This window comes from Parapedobacter sp. (assembly GCF_035556095.1).
Taxonomy (GTDB): domain Bacteria; phylum Bacteroidota; class Bacteroidia; order Sphingobacteriales; family Sphingobacteriaceae; genus Parapedobacter.
This window is the reverse complement of sequence record NZ_DATMFT010000021.1, coordinates 697404-713254: the sequence shown is the minus strand read 5'-3', so window position 1 is coordinate 713254 and position 15851 is coordinate 697404. Positions and strand designations below refer to the sequence as shown.

The following is a 15851-nucleotide window of genomic DNA, read 5'->3' as shown; positions in this document are numbered from 1 at the left end:
GAGCGCTTTGTAGTTAACCTTAAAAAAAACAGGATGATTAAAAACACCATCATGAAGAATTCTCGTCGCGATTTCCTGCAAAAATTGGCTGCTTCGGCCGCTGCATTCCCTTTCCTTTCGTCTTATGATGTCCTAGCCGATGGCGGGTTAAAGCCCATCACATCATCGCAAGGTCCAACGCTCCGTGTGGCACTGATGGGGCTTGGAGGTTACGCTTCGCGGGTTGCTGAAGCAATGCAATCTTGCAAGCGTGCTAAAATAACAGGACTCATTAGTGGAACCCCCAATAAATTGTCCGATTGGGGAGACCGATTCGGTGTGCCCGAACAGAGCCGGTATAATTACGAGAATTTCGATCGAATTAAAGACAATCCAAACATCGATGCTGTGTATGTGATTACGCCAAATGCACTGCACCACGACCAAGTAATGCGGGTGGCCAAAGCGGGAAAACATGCCATTTGTGAGAAGCCGATGGCGCTTAATGCCACTGAAGGACAGGAAATGGTGGATGCCTGTGCCAAGGCAGGTGTCAAACTGTTGGTAGGCTACCGGATGCATTTCGAACCCAAGACCGTGGAAGTGGTACGAATGCGTACGGCTGGCGAATTCGGAAAAATCAAGTTCTTTCAGGGACAATGTGGTTTTCGGATTGGCGACCCCAGCCAGTGGCGGCTGGATAGAGACCTTGCCGGTGGCGGCGCCATGATGGATATCGGCATATACGCGATTAACGGTTCGCGGTATATGGTGGGTGAGGAACCCGTTTGGGTAACCGCCCAGGAAACCAAAACAGACCCGGTAAAATTCAAGGAAGGAGTGGATGAAACCATCCTTTTCCAGTTGGGTTTTCCAAGCGGGGCTGTGGCATCCTGCCTATCTACCTACAATATGAATTATTTGGACCGCTTTTTCCTCAACGGCGAAAAGGGATTTGCGGAAATGCAGCCTTCCACGGGCTACGGCCCCATCAAGGGGCGCACCAACAAAGGCGAATTGACACAACCCCATGTTACCCATCAAACCCTGCAAATGGATGAAATGGCAGGTATCATCTTAGATGGCAACACGGCCATCGTGCCGGTAGACGGCAATGAGGGCTTGAAAGATCTAAAAATAATCGACGCTATTTATCGCGCCTGTGCGACGGGTACCAAACAGGAACTGCATCTGGTTTAACAAGTTGCAATACGGGTGCTACCTTACACTTTTTCCCATTTACCCGACTTCTTCAGGTAACGAATTGCACCGTAATAACAGGCCAATACCAGCACGGCAATAATAAACCACGTATTCCGCGTGGCGTCACCCCATTGCCAATGTGTGTATTTGAATACCAGAATCACCACGATGCAGAGCAGCCATACCACTTGGGTGTTGTATTCCCGCATTAGCCAGCGTTTCCACGAGAAGTGCATCCCAGCGATGGTTTTCCCCAACCCGAGGGGATTGATTAACCAGCGGTGCACCCGCTTGGCGTACGCGTCGAATTCCACACCGAACTTATTCCGCAAAAAATGCTCCTCGGCCAAAACGATCGCTTGGTAAATGAAGAGAAAAAGGGGGATAAAAACCAATAGATAAAGCTGGGAATTGACAAGAATCCCCACGCCGACAAGCATTAGGATATTACCAACGTAAAGTGGATTGCGGCAGTGTGCAAAAATACCCTCGGTTACCAGGGTATTCGCGTACACTTTCTTGTCTTTGCCGCCCCTGACGATATAAGCCAAAGCGATAGTAGCACCACGGATGAGCTGCCCCAATACAGTAACTGCCAACCCGATGATCAAAGGATATCGGTAATAATCCGAACCGAAGTCTGCCTCACTAAAAACCGGGGCAGACGGAATGAATAACGCCAGGTAGAGGAAAATAAACAGAAAATTCCGGTACTTGAAGAAGAAATTGCCAATCTGAACCATCCCGTTAATTTTTTATGGCAATAAATCCTGAAAAATTGTACCATTTGAAGAACACTTCGGTATGGCCGAAGCCTGCTTCCATTAGCATCTTTATATTTTCGCTCAATTTGTAAGGTATCAACACATTTTCAAGCGCCTCCCTTTTCTGTGAGATTTCCAGCTCGCTGTACTGATTACGACGCTTATAATCGTAATAATATTTGATGAAGTTGCGGTTAAACAGACTGTCTTCTGCGAGAATTTTCTCGGAGATAACCAATACGCCCCCCGGATTGAGTCCTTCATAGATGCGCCGAAGCAATTTTTCCCGGTAGATGGGGCGTACAAACTGCAACGTAAGGCAAAGTACCACGGCTGAGGCGTTTTCAATGACAAAATCCTGGTGAAGGTCTGCGTTCTTCAGTTCGTAAGGGCGTTTGAGTTTCGCCTCTTTTAATTTCTGGGTACACTTTTGGAGCATATCCTTCGAATCGTCCACACCCACAAAACGGATACGTTCATCAACCAGTGGGTCCAAATTCAGGAAGGTTGTGCCCGTTGAGCAACCCAAATCATACACGTTCGTGTCCGGAACCGCAAACTCACACACTTGCTCAATGATCATCCGCTGGATTTCGTTGTAATACGGGACAGAACGCTCCACCATATCATCAAACGCATTGGCAACCGTGGCACCGAACTTAAAATCGGAGGGTTTCTTGATCACTTCGTTGAATACATCATCCTTTTTTGTCATAAAGCGCTATCAGACTACATTATTTAAATGGCGACCAAAGTAGCCGAGAAATCTGGAAAGAATCTGGAAATAATTGGTCAGAAAAGCGGCCTTATTGTTCTTCCCTGAAATACACTTTATAGTAATTCAACCCTTTTTCTTCATCGAACCCTTTTTCAATATACTCTCGCTTCCCGTGTACGTAAATATGGAAATTCTTATCCAATTTCAGCACGCTTTTGTATGTTGCATTGGCTTTCTTTACCGCTCCAGGGGCGATATCAAATTGCTCGCCAAAAGGCGACTCGTAATCGGTTTCAAATTGCTGGCGATAATCATTGAATAGTGCCGCTGCCTGTGGATTACCCAACACTTCCTCTTCAAACTCTTTCGTTTTGAATGTATCTTTCTCTTTAAAGTAGTCCATTGACCGATTCAATAAATCAATTTTATCGGTACGCTCCATTTCAAACGCCGCATCCAGCCCCTCATCAACGAATGCTTTGTACACTTTCAGGAAATTCCCTGTTTTATTGAACGCGTCGTTCCGCACACGTACGCTAAGAAAACTATCTTTCCAATAAGCGGCTTCCTGCTGCCGGTTCGTTTGGTCGATGGCTAATACCTTATACCCTTCCTCGCTGTCGGTATTGATGATTATACACCCTTTATCCAGTTTATTGATATTTATCGCTTCCTGCTCATACGCAATTTCAAACGAGCTCTGTACTGGCGATACCTTGAGAAAAGGCTCTTTGCTTTCAGATTTGAATATGCCGATGGCATCATGCTCCACGCCTTCGAGCTGCACATTGCGCAGATAAACAACATAGAGCTCCCCGCCTTTGATATTGGGGTGGTTTGACGCTTCGAAAAGGTGCTTGCATACTTGCTGCCCGAGTGAATGGAAATCCAGGTTACCTTCAAAAAACGATTTCGAAAAATGATAGATTTCATTCAGTTCGAGTGTACCGCTGGCGTGTGTGAGCCGGTACACCTCATTTACCTTAGTAAACGGACTAAGGAAGTAATGCAGCAGCAAGGTAGTCAGTTGTTCATCTTCCAAAGCGATAGGTGCTTCACTAAGGGCATAAAATTCATCACGTAATTTATTGCCCACGCGGTGGACAGCCAGTTGGTCGATTGTTGCTTCTGTGTGATAAAACATCTTCGTATACTAATTAGTTGAATTCAGTCATATATTCGGGCCGCTTCTTCAAATGTCTGGCAGTGTGCATCCACAATATCGCGGATTTGGGGAGAATAACCACCGCCCATACTTACCTGCACCGGTACCCCCATTGATTTACAGCGTTGGAACACCAACGCGTCACGTTTCCGGCACCCCGACTTGCTAAGCGCCAGCTTTCCCAACTTATCCGTCTCCAATATGTCCACGCCAGCTTGATAAAACACGAAATCGGGCTTTACCTCCTCGAAAACGGTCGCTAGGTGATGTGTAAGTAACGCGAGGTAGGTGTCGTCATCCGTTCCATCGGGCAACCCGATATCCAAGTCAGATCGCTCCTTGCGGAATGGGAAATTACGCTCACCATGCATGGAAAAGGTGAACACGTGCGGATTGCCGTCGAAAAGCTGGGCGGTACCATTTCCTTGGTGCACATCCAGATCGACGATCAGCACGCGTTGGCAAATCCCCTGGCTAGTTAACCAGGCAGCAGCCACTCCTTGGTCGTTGAGCAGGCAAAACCCTTCACCCCAGTCATAGCCCGCATGATGAGTACCCCCTGCCACATTGAAAGCGACACCATGCTCCATGGCAAATACGCAGCCATCTATGGTGCCTTGCACGATCCGTAGCTCACGTTCCACCAATTCCGCAGACATCGGGAAACCGATACGCCGCACCATAGCCAGCGATAGCGATAGGTTGAGCAACTGGCGACAATAATGTGGAGCGTGGGCGAGCGCAATGGTCTCGAATGCCGCCAACCCCGGTGCAAATAGATCCGTCGGTTGCACCGTGCCCCTATGGATCAATTGCGCGGGAATCAGTTCATACTTTTCCATGGGAAAACGATGCCCTATGGGCAATAGATGGAAAAAGCTGGGGTGGTAGGCAATCCGGAACAATGCGCATCGATTTGATTTGACGAAGATAGTTATTGAAGCGCCTTTTTCACACAAAGTTGTTTAATTCGGATAAATATTCCATTTTTGGAAAGTAACGAATTGATAAAAGCCAAACCATGGATATAACATCTCCACTACCCGTCCTGTCTGCCGAAGAGCAACGTGTACTGGGCGTCTTAATGGAAAAAGCGAAAGCAACCCCCGAATACTACCCACTTACCCTCAACGCGTTGGTTGCTGCATGTAACCAGAAAACGTCGCGGAAACCGGTTGTTCAATACGATGATAACACGGTCATTACCACGCTTGATGCACTGCGTAAGAAGGGATTGGTATCAACCGTTGTGGGGGGTGCCAGTCGGGTCACCAAGTACAAGCACAATTTTGCTGTGGTATACCCCGTTATTCCCGCCGAGGTCACTATCATCTGTTTATTGCTGCTTCGTGGCCCACAGACACCCGGCGAATTGAACACCAATTCCGGCAGGATGTACGAATTTGAATCGTTGGAAGAAGTGCAGTCATTCCTCGACAACCTAGCCAATGCCGATCAGCCGTTTGTGAAGCAACTACCGAAACGGCCGGGACAAAAAGAAGCTCGCTACATGCAGCTGCTGGGGGGCACAACGGTCCCCGAAGAAGAGGATTCGGGCGCCGAAGGTGTCGAAACATCAGCCGGACTCGCACCTCGCTTGGCCAAAGTGGAAGCCGAACTCGCCGCGCTACGTGCTGAATTTGATAAACTGATGCAAGAGCTATCATAGCCTTAGCCGGCATAAACGCCGAAAACCAAAATTCATAAATTGTTGTTATCTTTATAGACATTATGGAGTAATACGTAATAACACCATTAGTTATGGAAACGAAATCAGTGGCTTACAATCGCATACTCATCGCTACGGACGACAGCGAATGCTCAAAAAAAGCATTGCAACACGCCTATAGCCTTGCTAAACTAATGGGCGCATCGGTTGCACTCATCCACGTCATTGAGCCCGCTGCACCCACTAACTACGGCGCTGACCCGCTAATGGGCCAACAGCCCATCATAATTCCGGAAACAACCGAAATACAGGAAGAAAACTCCAAATCCATGCTAGATGAAATAAGCAAGGGTTTCGAAGACCTTAAAGAGGTATTTACGTTCAGCCGGATCGGTAACCCCAAACAGGAAATACTTACCGTGGCCAGCGAATGGGCGGCCGACCTCATCATCATGGGTACGCATGGCCGCACCGGTTTTGATCATTTCATATCGGGCAGCGTGTCTGAAAGTGTAACGAGGAGAGCCTCATGCCCCGTATTGGTAGTGCCAGGCAAATGCTAAATTAAAACGCCGTAAACGCGACAAGGCCCCTCATCGTTTGATGGGGGGCCTTGTCTGTTAAACACGAACGATAATGCGAATTGGCATTACTCCGCGTGCAGCCAAGCCTTCTTGGCCAACAGTTCATCTTCCGTCTCGCGGACGTCCTCATCATCCACGCAACAATCCACCGGACATACCGCGGCGCATTGTGGCTCATCGTGAAAACCTACACACTCCGTGCATTTATCCGACACGATGTAATAAACTTCGTCCGATATAGCAGCCTGTTCTTCATCCGCATCGAGGGTGGTACCATCGCCAAAATCGATGACACCGCTCAAACTAGTCCCCTCGGAGAACCGCCAACTTACTCCCGCGTCGTATATTGCATTGTTCGGGCATTCGGGCTCACAAGCCCCACAATTTATGCATTCATCTGTTATCTTAATTGCCATCTATCTCTTACGCTTACGAATATGATAAAATAAAAAAACCTATTTTTGCAACTTGATTAAAAAGTTCACTACAAAATTAGTCGTCTTTTTGTTGCCAAACAAATTTAGCAGCAAATATACAACAAATCTTGTTTAAAAACGGTCTTAATATTCACATTTTGACAAAGAAACAACGCATAGACGCCTTAACCAAACTGGGTGATTATTTGCTATCGGATGCGCCCGAGCTACTGCAAGTCGTTGAATTGGCCTATCGTAATAACCCATGGTTCACTCCGGCAAACACACGTCGCGCACTCGCGACCACTGCTTCTAATTTATCAAAGGAAAAGCTCCGAGATTGGCTTGCTCCTTACCCGTTCGATGGCGATATTAATAAGACTGTCGGACTGGTACTGGCAGGTAATATCCCATTGGTGGGATTCCATGATATCCTTTGTGCATTGGCAGCAGGCTTTAACGTACAAGTGAAGATGGCAGCAGTAGACCCGGTGCTTACCCCTCACCTACTGGCCAAGCTGCGGGAAATCGAGCCCGGTTTTACTCCTAAAATCGAGGTGACGGCCCGGTTGGCCGAATTTGATTTGGTCATCGCTACTGGAAGCGATAACAGTTCGCGGTATTTCTCCTACTATTTCGGGCACAAGCCGCATATCATACGTAAAAACCGCAATAGTGCCGCCATTTTAACCGGAACGGAAAATGCGGATGAAATTCGACTATTGGGTAATGATATTTTTGACTACTTCGGTCTCGGCTGCCGTAGTGTGTCAAAATTGTTTGTACCCGAGGGCTACGACCCTTCGGTATTCTTCAAGGGTATCGCACCGTTTTCGGACATCATCAACCATTATAAATACGCCAACAATTACGACTACAACAAGTCGATTTACCTCATCAATGGCGACCAACACTTTGACAACGGCTTCCTTTTACTCAAACCCGATGAACGCAGCGCATCACCGCTTGGCGTACTGTATCTCGAAACGTATCAATCTACCGGAAAGCTCATTAACCGGCTGGACGAACTGGCCCCACAACTGCAATGTGTGGTCAGTAATGAGCCATTAGGGGTTATCGCTCCGGTAGTCCCGTTAGGACGAAGCCAACAACCGGCTCTCGATGATTATGCTGACGGCGTCAATACGCTGGATTTTTTGGCCGCCCACCGATGAAGCCTTTATCTTTCACGTAATAATGCTAACTTTGTACACCATGTATGTCATCAAAGTCAAGGGCGTAGCCAAAATACCGGATTATGTCCAGTTGCGCGACGATGCATTTACGTTGCTTGCCTACTTCCGGGTAGACCGGCCAGATAAATCCCTTGAGAAACTGGGATTGGGTGAAAAAGCGGCATACATCATGGAAATTGTCAAAGAAATGCCTTTCGGACAAATTAAGAAATTAGAACTATAGTTATATGATCGGCGATACGGTAATCACACTCAAAAATGTTGATATCTACCAACCCAAGCATCTTGTGCTCGCTAACGTAAACCTAACCATCGATAAAGGCGAATTCGTCTTCCTTATCGGGCAAACAGGCAGTGGCAAGAGTAGCCTACTCAAAATCATTTATGGAGACCTGCATATTGCCAGCGGTGAAGGAATGGTCGCCGGATTTGATCTGAAAAAACTCAGTGAGCGTGAGGTACCGTTCCTGCGACGCAAGCTAGGGATTGTCTTCCAGGATTTCCACCTGCTCACCGACCGGACGGTGGAAAGGAATCTAGCCTTCGCCCTGCGTGCAACGGGCTGGAAAGACAAAAACCTGATCAATAACCGGATACTGGACGTGCTTGAAAAGGTCGGCCTCCGCTCCAAACTTAAAAAAATGCCGCACGAATTGTCGGGTGGCGAGCAGCAACGGGTGGTTATTGCACGGGCATTGCTGAACAATCCGGAAATCATCCTGGCCGACGAGCCCACTGGGAACCTAGACCCTGAAACCTCGGAAGAGATTGTTTTATTGCTGAAAGAAATCAGCCGGGGTGGCACTTCCATCCTGATGGCCACTCACGACTACCAAATCATCCGTAATATGCCATCACGTATCATCAAAACCATCGACGGCATGCTGCAAGACAATGTGTCAATATAATTCCAAAATTACGGCACATGGGCACGTGGCCCGATCCAAAATGGCATTTGCAAAGGCAAAATACTGACAGGGTGGCTGAATTTCACGGCTGGCAACGAAATTGTGGTTAGGAGCGGCAGTTGACAACCATCTTTGATGACAGCTATGGCAAAAAATAAGAAAAAACAACACCTCGATAATAACGACAATATGGGAAATCCAGAAGCGCCCGTGCAGGAAACGCCGGAAACTGACGCCGCCTCAACCGAAAAGGAGCAGGTTGCTGACGAGCAAGCGGCAACTGCTCAATTACGCGCGGAGCTAGATACAGCCAATGACAAATACCTACGCCTATATGCTGAATTTGATAATTACAAACGCCGGGTAGCTAAAGAACGTATCGAATTCATGCAATCCGCCGGTAAGGAAGTCATTGCCAACCTGCTACCGGTAATGGACGATCTGAACCGTGCGCTGAAAGCATTTGAAACAACTACTGAAGTAGCGCCGATACAAGAAGGCGTATCGCTGGTTACCCAAAAACTCAAAACCATTTTGAGCAACCAAGGACTGAAAGAGATGGAATCCATCGGAAAACCTTTTGATGCCGACTTACACGAAGCGATTACCAACGTTCCGGCTCCAAGCGATGACCTCAAGGGTAAAGTGATTGACGAGATTGAAAAAGGCTATTTCTTGCACGATAAAGTGCTACGCCACGCCAAGGTTGTCGTTGGAAGTTAACGGATAAGTAAGCATGGCAAAACGAGACTATTACGACATATTAGGTATTTCACGCAATGCCGATCAAGCCGAAATCAAGTCGGCTTATCGCAAATTGGCTATCAAATACCATCCCGACAAGAATCCGGACAATAAGGAAGCAGAAGAAAAGTTCAAGGAAGCAGCTGAAGCTTACGAAGTATTGAGCAATGCTGAGAAGCGTCAGCGCTATGACCAATTCGGCCACGCCGGCGGCGCGTCCGGTGGATTTGGCGGTGGCGGCATGAACATGGAGGACATATTCAGCCAGTTCGGCGATATCTTCGGCGGCGGTGGAAGTCCTTTCGAAAGCTTTTTTGGTGGCGGAGGGCAACGCAGTGGTCGCCGCGTAGCAAAGGGAACGAACCTGCGCATCAAAGTAAAGCTCACACTCAGTGAGATTGCCAAAGGAGCGGAAAAGAAAATCAAGGTCAACAAAAAAGTGGTTTGCTCCACTTGCGACGGAACCGGAGCAAAAGACAAATCGTCATTCAATACATGTCGTACCTGTGGTGGGACCGGTGCCGTACGGCGCGTTACCAACACGATCCTGGGCCAAATGCAGACCACCAGCACCTGCCCCACCTGTAATGGCGAAGGTGTGGAGATATCTGCCAAATGCACGGCTTGCCATGGCGATGGGCTGATGCGCGGCGAAGAGACGATCAGCATCAACATCCCCGCCGGGGTAAGCGAAGGCATGCAGCTGTCCATGAGCGGAAAGGGAAATGCCGCTCCACGGGGCGGTGTACCCGGCGACCTGATCATCCTTATTGAGGAACTGCCCCATGAAAGTCTGAAGCGGGATGGCACCAATGTGATTTATGACCTGTATATCAATTTTGTAGATGCGGCATTGGGCACGAGTGCGGAAATTCCAACCATCGATGGCAAAGCAAAAATAAAAATTGAGTCCGGCACGCAGGGCGGGAAAATATTACGCCTGAAAGGAAAGGGCGTACCCGAAGTAAATTCATATCACAAAGGCGACCAATTGGTCTATGTGAATGTATGGACACCCAAAGCGCTGTCGTCAGAAGAAAAAGAACTTTTAGAGCGTTTACGTAGTTCACCGAATTTTAAGCCCCAACCGGGCCGGAATGAAAAAACCTTTTTCGAACGGATAAAAGAATACTTTGAGTAAACACCACCGACTGTATTAAAACGTTTTTTCCTTTTTATATGTAAGGCAAAGTGAAACACGCCATTGTAATGGGTGGTGCAACTGCTGTGTCTTAGCAACTATTTCGGTGCGCAAATGTAACCATCGGGCATATAGATACGTCAACTTCGAATTTTCCCAACGAGCAGATTTGGCCTGTCAATTATTAATTGACAATATTTATTAAAAAGTCAGAACACCAAACACAACTCTAACCTACCTATAAAATTTATAGTTCACAACAGCAGTATAACTTACGATATAAAGCCATATAGCTCTTTTTATTGATTTACCAAAAGCGACAAACCCATGACAAAACCGACGATTCCATGACGAAGTTTGGCACTGGTATTGCAATACTGACTTCAAAGGTCAAATAGTATAATTCGAAATTTATACCAATTGCCTTGAAAGTTTAACTAAAATTTTAATACATCATGAAAAAATTACTTCTTACACTAACCGCAGCAGCAGCCGTAACATTCGCCGCTAATGCACAAACTGAAAAAGGAAAGACTATTCTAGGAGGAACCGTTTCGTATGATTACTCGAATGTTAAAGATGTTGATGGTAGCGAACAAAGCTTTTCTATTATACCCAGCGTTGGCGTATTTGTAAGCGACAATGTGGCAGTGGGCCTCGGAATTGGCTATGCCTGGGGCCAGGAGGATAATGGTGTTGACAAAGTAAAGGTAGGCGAATTTTCAGCAGCTCCTTATGCTAGGCTTTACAAAGGTGATGGCGACTTTAAATTTTTCGGCCAGCTTTCCGTGCCCATGGGCTGGGGAACTTCTAAACAAAACGACGACAAATTATTTAGTTCCGAGCGTTATGGTGTTGAATTGGCACCGGGTTTTGCGTACTTCCCTACAGACAAAATCGGTATCGAATTTTCTGTAAAGGGACTGTACTATCAGAACACCACATTGAAACCAGAAAGTGGTGACAACGACTCTAGTAATTCTTTCGGTCTGGATGCAAGTTCGTTTGCACCCCGCATCGGAATCCAGTTCTATTTCTAAACAAAATAGACACGCAAACAAAGAGCGCCTCGGTTACCTGCCGGGGCGTTTTTTTTAGCTCCTACTTCGATACCAGAAATAACCAGCAAAAGCAAAGGAAAAAGAGAGGGGGATAAAAACAAGAAAGGTTTCCAAACGGGGAGAATGGAAACCTTTACTAACCAATTATAAACCTAAATTATGAAGCTGCAAAGGTAATGATTATTTGCAACTTTCCAAATTTTATTTCACTCAGTTTATCTGTCCACGCCATTCTCCATCAATAACCATATAAACAGTTGATTATCAATCATCGGTCTACCTCCCCCAACACGATATCGATGGAACCAAGGATGGCTACCAGATCGGCAATCAGCACACCTTTCGATAATTCGGGAAGCACGGAGAGGTTGTTAAAGCTTGGCCCACGGGCTTTCACGCGTTTCGGAATATCAGTTTTTTCCTGCGTTACAAAATAGAAACCCAGTTCACCTTTCGGATTCTCGGCTCGCACGTAGTAATCCTGTGCTTTAAGGTTCACTTTTTTTGGCACCAATGCACGCGGGTCAAAATCGGCGGTACGTTTCAACGGCCCTTCTAATCGCTCCAGACATTGCTCGATAATGCGTACGGATTCCTTGATTTCCTCCACGCGCACCTTGAAACGGTCCCAACAGTCTCCCACACATCCCATCTCGCCCTTGCCTATCGGAATGTCAAACGCTAACTCCGGATAAACCGAATATTCATCCACGCGCCGCAAATCCCACTTAACACCCGAGGCGCGAAGCGTCGGTCCGGAACAGCCATAGTTAATCGCCACATCAGCAGGCAGTGTGCCGATATTCGCAGTCCTCGATATAAAAATCTGATTCGCTGTTAGCAATTCGTCTAATTCGGGCAGCTTGGGCTTAAAATATCGGATAAACTCGCCACAACGCTCTTCGAAGCCAACGGGCAAGTCATAGAATAACCCACCCACCCAGATGTAATTATAAAGCATCCGCGACCCCGATGCCCATTCAAGCATATTCATGATATGCTCCCGGTCGCGAAAGCACCACATAAAAGGTGTGAACGCCCCAATATCGATACCATAGGTACCGATAGCGATGAGGTGCGAAGCGATTCGATTGAGCTCACATACCAGCACCCGGATGTATTCAACCCGTTTTGGGATTTTCTGGTCGATGCCAAGCATGCGCTCCACGCCCATTACAAAAGCGTGGCTGTTGTTCATCGAAGCGAGGTAATCCATCCGATCGGTAAACGGAATGGTTTTACCATAGTTCATGGATTCCGCATGTTTTTCGAAACAACGGTGTAAGTAACCTACATGTGGAATGACTTCTTTGACTATTTCGCCATCGGTAACCAACTGCAACCGTAACACCCCATGAGTGGATGGATGCTGCGGCCCCATATTGATGATCATCTCTTCCGCACCTATAGCAGCCAACCTCGCTTCATATGCCCGTTGCGCTCCCTGATAAGGTTGCACTTCTTGGTAAGATGGTGTATCACTTAATTGCAATGCCATGATATGTTTCCGCTTCTTGGTAATCTTTTCGCAATGGGTAACCTTCCCAATCTTCCGGCAGCAGTATCCGCCGCAGGTCCGGATGACCTTCGAAGTAAATCCCCATGAGATCGAATGCCTCCCGTTCGTGCCAATCGGCGGTTCGCCAGACACCGCTTACCGTAGGTACAACCGGAAGGTTGTCCAAATGCCGGTCGTTTTCAACGATCACTTTCAATGTAAGCTGATGTTGGTGTGGTATGGAGGCCAGATGGTACACCACCGAAAACGAACCGCTCTCCACCCCATTGTCGACCGCACTGATACAAGAAAGGAAGTCGAAATAGGTTTCTTCATGGTCGCGGAGAAATAGACATACTGCTGCCAGCTTTTCGCGATGTATCACCAATGCCGGTTGCAGTCCCAACTCTTCGACCGCCGTCACGGCTTGATCACCAAATTCGGCCGCCAATAATTCTTGAACGCGTATTATGATTCCCATCTGAGTCGTTGTTAAGGAGCCAATCGTATGATTTTCCATCCTGCTTTGTCACGCGAATAGCGCAGGCGGTCATGGAGTCTGTTATCCCCACCCTGCCAAAACTCAATGGTGTCGGGTTTGAGACGATAGCCGCCCCAATGCGATGGCCTCGGAATAGGCGTCCCAGTAGCGTAACGCTGCTCCAATTCGGCCAACTGCACTTCAAGCACCGCCCGTTCCGAAATCTCCCGGCTTTGTGGAGACGCAACAGCTCCCAACTGGCTCCCAGTTGGCCGGGAACGGAAATATGCGTCCGACTGCGCGGCTGGCATTTTGGTTACCTTCCCAACGACACGTACCTGCCGCTGCAGTTCCGGCCAGAAAAACAGCAATGCCGCAGCTGGGTTACCGCTCAGTTCCCTCCCTTTCTGGCTCTCGTAATTGGTAAAAAAACCGAAACCGGAGTCGTTAAGGTCTTTAAGAAGAACAATCCGTGCCGACGGCTGCCCATCTGTTGATACCGTAGCCAGCGTCATGGCATTCGGCTCCATAACATCTTTTTCCAATGCTTCTTCGAACCATCTCCTGAACTGAACTATCCCATCCGGAGCTATTTCGCTTTCACGCAATTCACCCATCTTATACGTCGTCCGAATAGCTGCGATATCGGGTTGCTTTAACGTCATCAGCCTTATCCTCTATTTCTTGTAATAAGTTAGCGCCTCAGGTATCAATTTTTTAATGTTGTTGATGCGGCGCGCATCACTGGGGTGCGTGCTCAGAAACTCCGGAGGCGCTCCCCCACCTTGGGCCTCTTTAGCTTGGGCCATACGCTCCCAAAAACCAATCGCTTCATTGGGGTTATAGCCGGCCATGGCCATGAATACCAAACCCAATCGGTCTGCTTCGCTCTCTTGGTTCCGCGAGTAGTTGAGCAACGCCAATTGCCCGCCTAATCCATAAGCTGTATTGAGTACAGCACGGGTGGTACTCGATTTTTCCGCAGTGGCAACGTCTACGGCAACACCGCCCGCTTGGGCCAATATGGTTTGCGACATCCGCTCGGCCGAATGCTTGGCAATAGCGTGGGCAATCTCATGCCCCATCACGGTCGCCAGGCCAGCCTCGTTTTTCGTTACCGGCAAAATGCCGCTATACACAGCAACCTTACCACCCGGCATACACCATGCGTTGATTTGGTCTTCCTCAATCAGGTTAAATTCCCAATGGAAATCGTATTGGTCGCCATACCCGTTTTCTTGCAGGAAGCGATTAACCGCATTGGCGATATTCTTCCCCACCCGCTGCACCAACTGTGCTTGGTTTGAACTCTTGATTACCTTGGTTTTGGAATCCCCCAAAAAATCCTTATAGACCAACGCGGCTTGCTGTTGGATTTCGGCTTCATTGACCAAGCTCAGCTGCCGTCTTCCCGTAAGTGGAACCGTGGCGCATGAAACGATAATGACAGCGGCCAATAGCATACACGTATGTTTTATGATTTTTTTCATCTGTTTAAATTTTTCTTTAGTGGTAATGAAGCTGTCATGGCTTAATCATTTCCTTGTGTAGTTTTGAAAACCATGACAGTTTCATGATGTAATTTTTTTAGATAGCCAACAACCATTTTCTTTCAAAGAAAGCAATATATATGCCGAAATATAAGAAGTTATACCTTTGCGCGTTTCCCAAATAAATAAACTTTTGACTCCTTGCCTTTGAGTAGGCGTTCAATATTTTTTTGGTGGGTAATCAAAATTAACACACAAATGCATATGCCATACAACAACACCGATTTAACCGACGTATGAAACAGGAAAACGATACTGAACGGAAAAGCAAACCCAGCGCTAATCGAACTTAACGAAACATAATGTGTAAGCAACAGCATGATGAGAAACACAGACACGCACACCAGCGCCGCTTGGAAATGAACTGCTAGAATCATCCCAAACAAGGTTGCTACTCCTTTTCCGCCGCGGAATCCGGCAAAAACCGGAAATAGGTGCCCTACTACAGCAATTACACCCAAGGCAAGCTGATAATTGACAAATTGTGCAGCGGTCTGCGGGCCAGTAACGGAAGGGCCAATGAAGTAGGCCAGGTTAGTCGCCGTCCACCCCTTCAAAATATCGATTAGCATCACGGCTACGCCGGCCTTCGTGCCTAGCACCCTGAATGTGTTGGTAGCACCTGCATTGCCGCTGCCGTATTCCCTCACATCCACCCGATAAAACGATTGCCCCAACCATACGGCCGTAGGGATGGATCCGAACAAGTAGGCCAAGACAACGGCTCCTATGAGATAGATCGATATCATGAATTGCAAATTAACGAAAAAGAAG

The 15851-nt window shown here is 47.5% G+C and carries 19 protein-coding genes; 9 read left to right on the top strand and 10 right to left on the bottom strand.

Annotated elements, in window-relative coordinates; genetic code table 11:
• Positions 1-51: 51 nt before the first annotated feature.
• Positions 52-1179, top strand: a complete 1128-nt coding sequence (locus VNQ80_RS13570) for a Gfo/Idh/MocA family oxidoreductase (RefSeq protein WP_325639480.1) — start codon at positions 52-54, stop codon at positions 1177-1179.
• Positions 1180-1202: 23 nt separating this feature from the next.
• On the opposite strand, the gene VNQ80_RS13565 is transcribed toward VNQ80_RS13570, so the two are convergent.
• From VNQ80_RS13565 to VNQ80_RS13550, 4 genes are all read right to left on the bottom strand, one after another.
• Positions 1203-1925, bottom strand: a complete 723-nt coding sequence (locus tag VNQ80_RS13565; protein ID WP_325639478.1) for an isoprenylcysteine carboxylmethyltransferase family protein — start codon at positions 1923-1925, stop codon at positions 1203-1205.
• Positions 1926-1929: 4 nt separating this feature from the next.
• Positions 1930-2661, bottom strand: coding sequence for a carboxy-S-adenosyl-L-methionine synthase CmoA (gene cmoA, locus VNQ80_RS13560; protein ID WP_325639476.1), 732 nt, complete (start codon positions 2659-2661; stop codon positions 1930-1932).
• A gap of 91 nt (positions 2662-2752) precedes the next feature.
• A complete protein-coding gene (locus VNQ80_RS13555) occupies positions 2753-3808 on the bottom strand; it encodes a nucleoid-associated protein (RefSeq protein WP_325639474.1) in 1056 nt (351 codons plus the stop codon).
• A 23-nt stretch (positions 3809-3831) separates the two neighbouring features.
• On the bottom strand, positions 3832-4671 hold the full coding sequence (locus VNQ80_RS13550) for a histone deacetylase (protein ID WP_325639472.1): 840 nt from the start codon (positions 4669-4671) through the stop codon (positions 3832-3834).
• Positions 4672-4850: 179 nt separating this feature from the next.
• Between VNQ80_RS13550 and VNQ80_RS13545 the strand changes: the two genes are divergently transcribed.
• Both VNQ80_RS13545 and VNQ80_RS13540 read left to right on the top strand, forming a co-directional pair.
• Positions 4851-5498: a YceH family protein gene (locus VNQ80_RS13545; RefSeq protein WP_325639470.1), complete on the top strand. Its 648-nt coding sequence runs from the start codon at positions 4851-4853 to the stop codon at positions 5496-5498.
• A 92-nt stretch (positions 5499-5590) separates the two neighbouring features.
• On the top strand, positions 5591-6061 hold the full coding sequence (locus tag VNQ80_RS13540; protein WP_325639468.1) for a universal stress protein: 471 nt from the start codon (positions 5591-5593) through the stop codon (positions 6059-6061).
• Between the two features lie 86 nt (positions 6062-6147).
• On the opposite strand, the gene VNQ80_RS13535 is transcribed toward VNQ80_RS13540, so the two are convergent.
• Positions 6148-6498 carry a 4Fe-4S dicluster domain-containing protein gene (locus VNQ80_RS13535; RefSeq protein ID WP_325639466.1) on the bottom strand — a complete coding sequence of 117 codons (351 nt, stop codon included), beginning with the start codon at positions 6496-6498 and terminating at the stop codon, positions 6148-6150.
• A 158-nt stretch (positions 6499-6656) separates the two neighbouring features.
• On the opposite strand from VNQ80_RS13535, the gene VNQ80_RS13530 reads away from it, so the two are divergent.
• From VNQ80_RS13530 to VNQ80_RS13505, 6 genes are all read left to right on the top strand, one after another.
• Positions 6657-7673 (top strand): acyl-CoA reductase, encoded by a 1017-nt coding sequence (locus VNQ80_RS13530; RefSeq protein ID WP_325639464.1) that lies wholly within the window; start codon positions 6657-6659, stop codon positions 7671-7673.
• A 40-nt stretch (positions 7674-7713) separates the two neighbouring features.
• Positions 7714-7917: a fructose-6-phosphate aldolase gene (locus tag VNQ80_RS13525; RefSeq protein WP_325639462.1), complete on the top strand. Its 204-nt coding sequence runs from the start codon at positions 7714-7716 to the stop codon at positions 7915-7917.
• A gap of 4 nt (positions 7918-7921) precedes the next feature.
• Positions 7922-8602 carry a cell division ATP-binding protein FtsE gene (locus tag VNQ80_RS13520; protein WP_325639460.1) on the top strand — a complete coding sequence of 227 codons (681 nt, stop codon included), beginning with the start codon at positions 7922-7924 and terminating at the stop codon, positions 8600-8602.
• A 144-nt stretch (positions 8603-8746) separates the two neighbouring features.
• Positions 8747-9325 (top strand): nucleotide exchange factor GrpE, encoded by a 579-nt coding sequence (locus VNQ80_RS13515; protein WP_325639458.1) that lies wholly within the window; start codon positions 8747-8749, stop codon positions 9323-9325.
• Positions 9326-9338: 13 nt separating this feature from the next.
• Complete coding sequence (gene dnaJ, locus VNQ80_RS13510; protein ID WP_325639456.1) at positions 9339-10487, top strand: molecular chaperone DnaJ; 1149 nt, start codon at positions 9339-9341, stop codon at positions 10485-10487.
• 455 nt (positions 10488-10942) lie between these two features.
• Positions 10943-11527 (top strand): outer membrane beta-barrel protein, encoded by a 585-nt coding sequence (locus VNQ80_RS13505; RefSeq protein ID WP_325639454.1) that lies wholly within the window; start codon positions 10943-10945, stop codon positions 11525-11527.
• A 289-nt stretch (positions 11528-11816) separates the two neighbouring features.
• Here VNQ80_RS13505 and VNQ80_RS13500 read toward each other — a convergent pair whose 3' ends face one another.
• From VNQ80_RS13500 to plsY, 5 genes are all read right to left on the bottom strand, one after another.
• Positions 11817-12941: an NADH-quinone oxidoreductase subunit D gene (locus VNQ80_RS13500; RefSeq protein WP_325639589.1), complete on the bottom strand. Its 1125-nt coding sequence runs from the start codon at positions 12939-12941 to the stop codon at positions 11817-11819.
• Positions 12942-13026: 85 nt separating this feature from the next.
• Complete coding sequence (locus VNQ80_RS13495; protein WP_325639452.1) at positions 13027-13527, bottom strand: NADH-quinone oxidoreductase subunit C; 501 nt, start codon at positions 13525-13527, stop codon at positions 13027-13029.
• A gap of 11 nt (positions 13528-13538) precedes the next feature.
• A complete protein-coding gene (pdxH, locus tag VNQ80_RS13490; protein WP_325639450.1) occupies positions 13539-14192 on the bottom strand; it encodes a pyridoxamine 5'-phosphate oxidase in 654 nt (217 codons plus the stop codon).
• Between the two features lie 12 nt (positions 14193-14204).
• On the bottom strand, positions 14205-15017 hold the full coding sequence (locus tag VNQ80_RS13485; protein ID WP_325639448.1) for a M48 family metallopeptidase: 813 nt from the start codon (positions 15015-15017) through the stop codon (positions 14205-14207).
• A gap of 158 nt (positions 15018-15175) precedes the next feature.
• On the bottom strand, positions 15176-15826 hold the full coding sequence (gene plsY / locus VNQ80_RS13480; RefSeq protein WP_325639446.1) for a glycerol-3-phosphate 1-O-acyltransferase PlsY: 651 nt from the start codon (positions 15824-15826) through the stop codon (positions 15176-15178).
• Between the last annotated feature and the right edge of the window lie 25 nt (positions 15827-15851).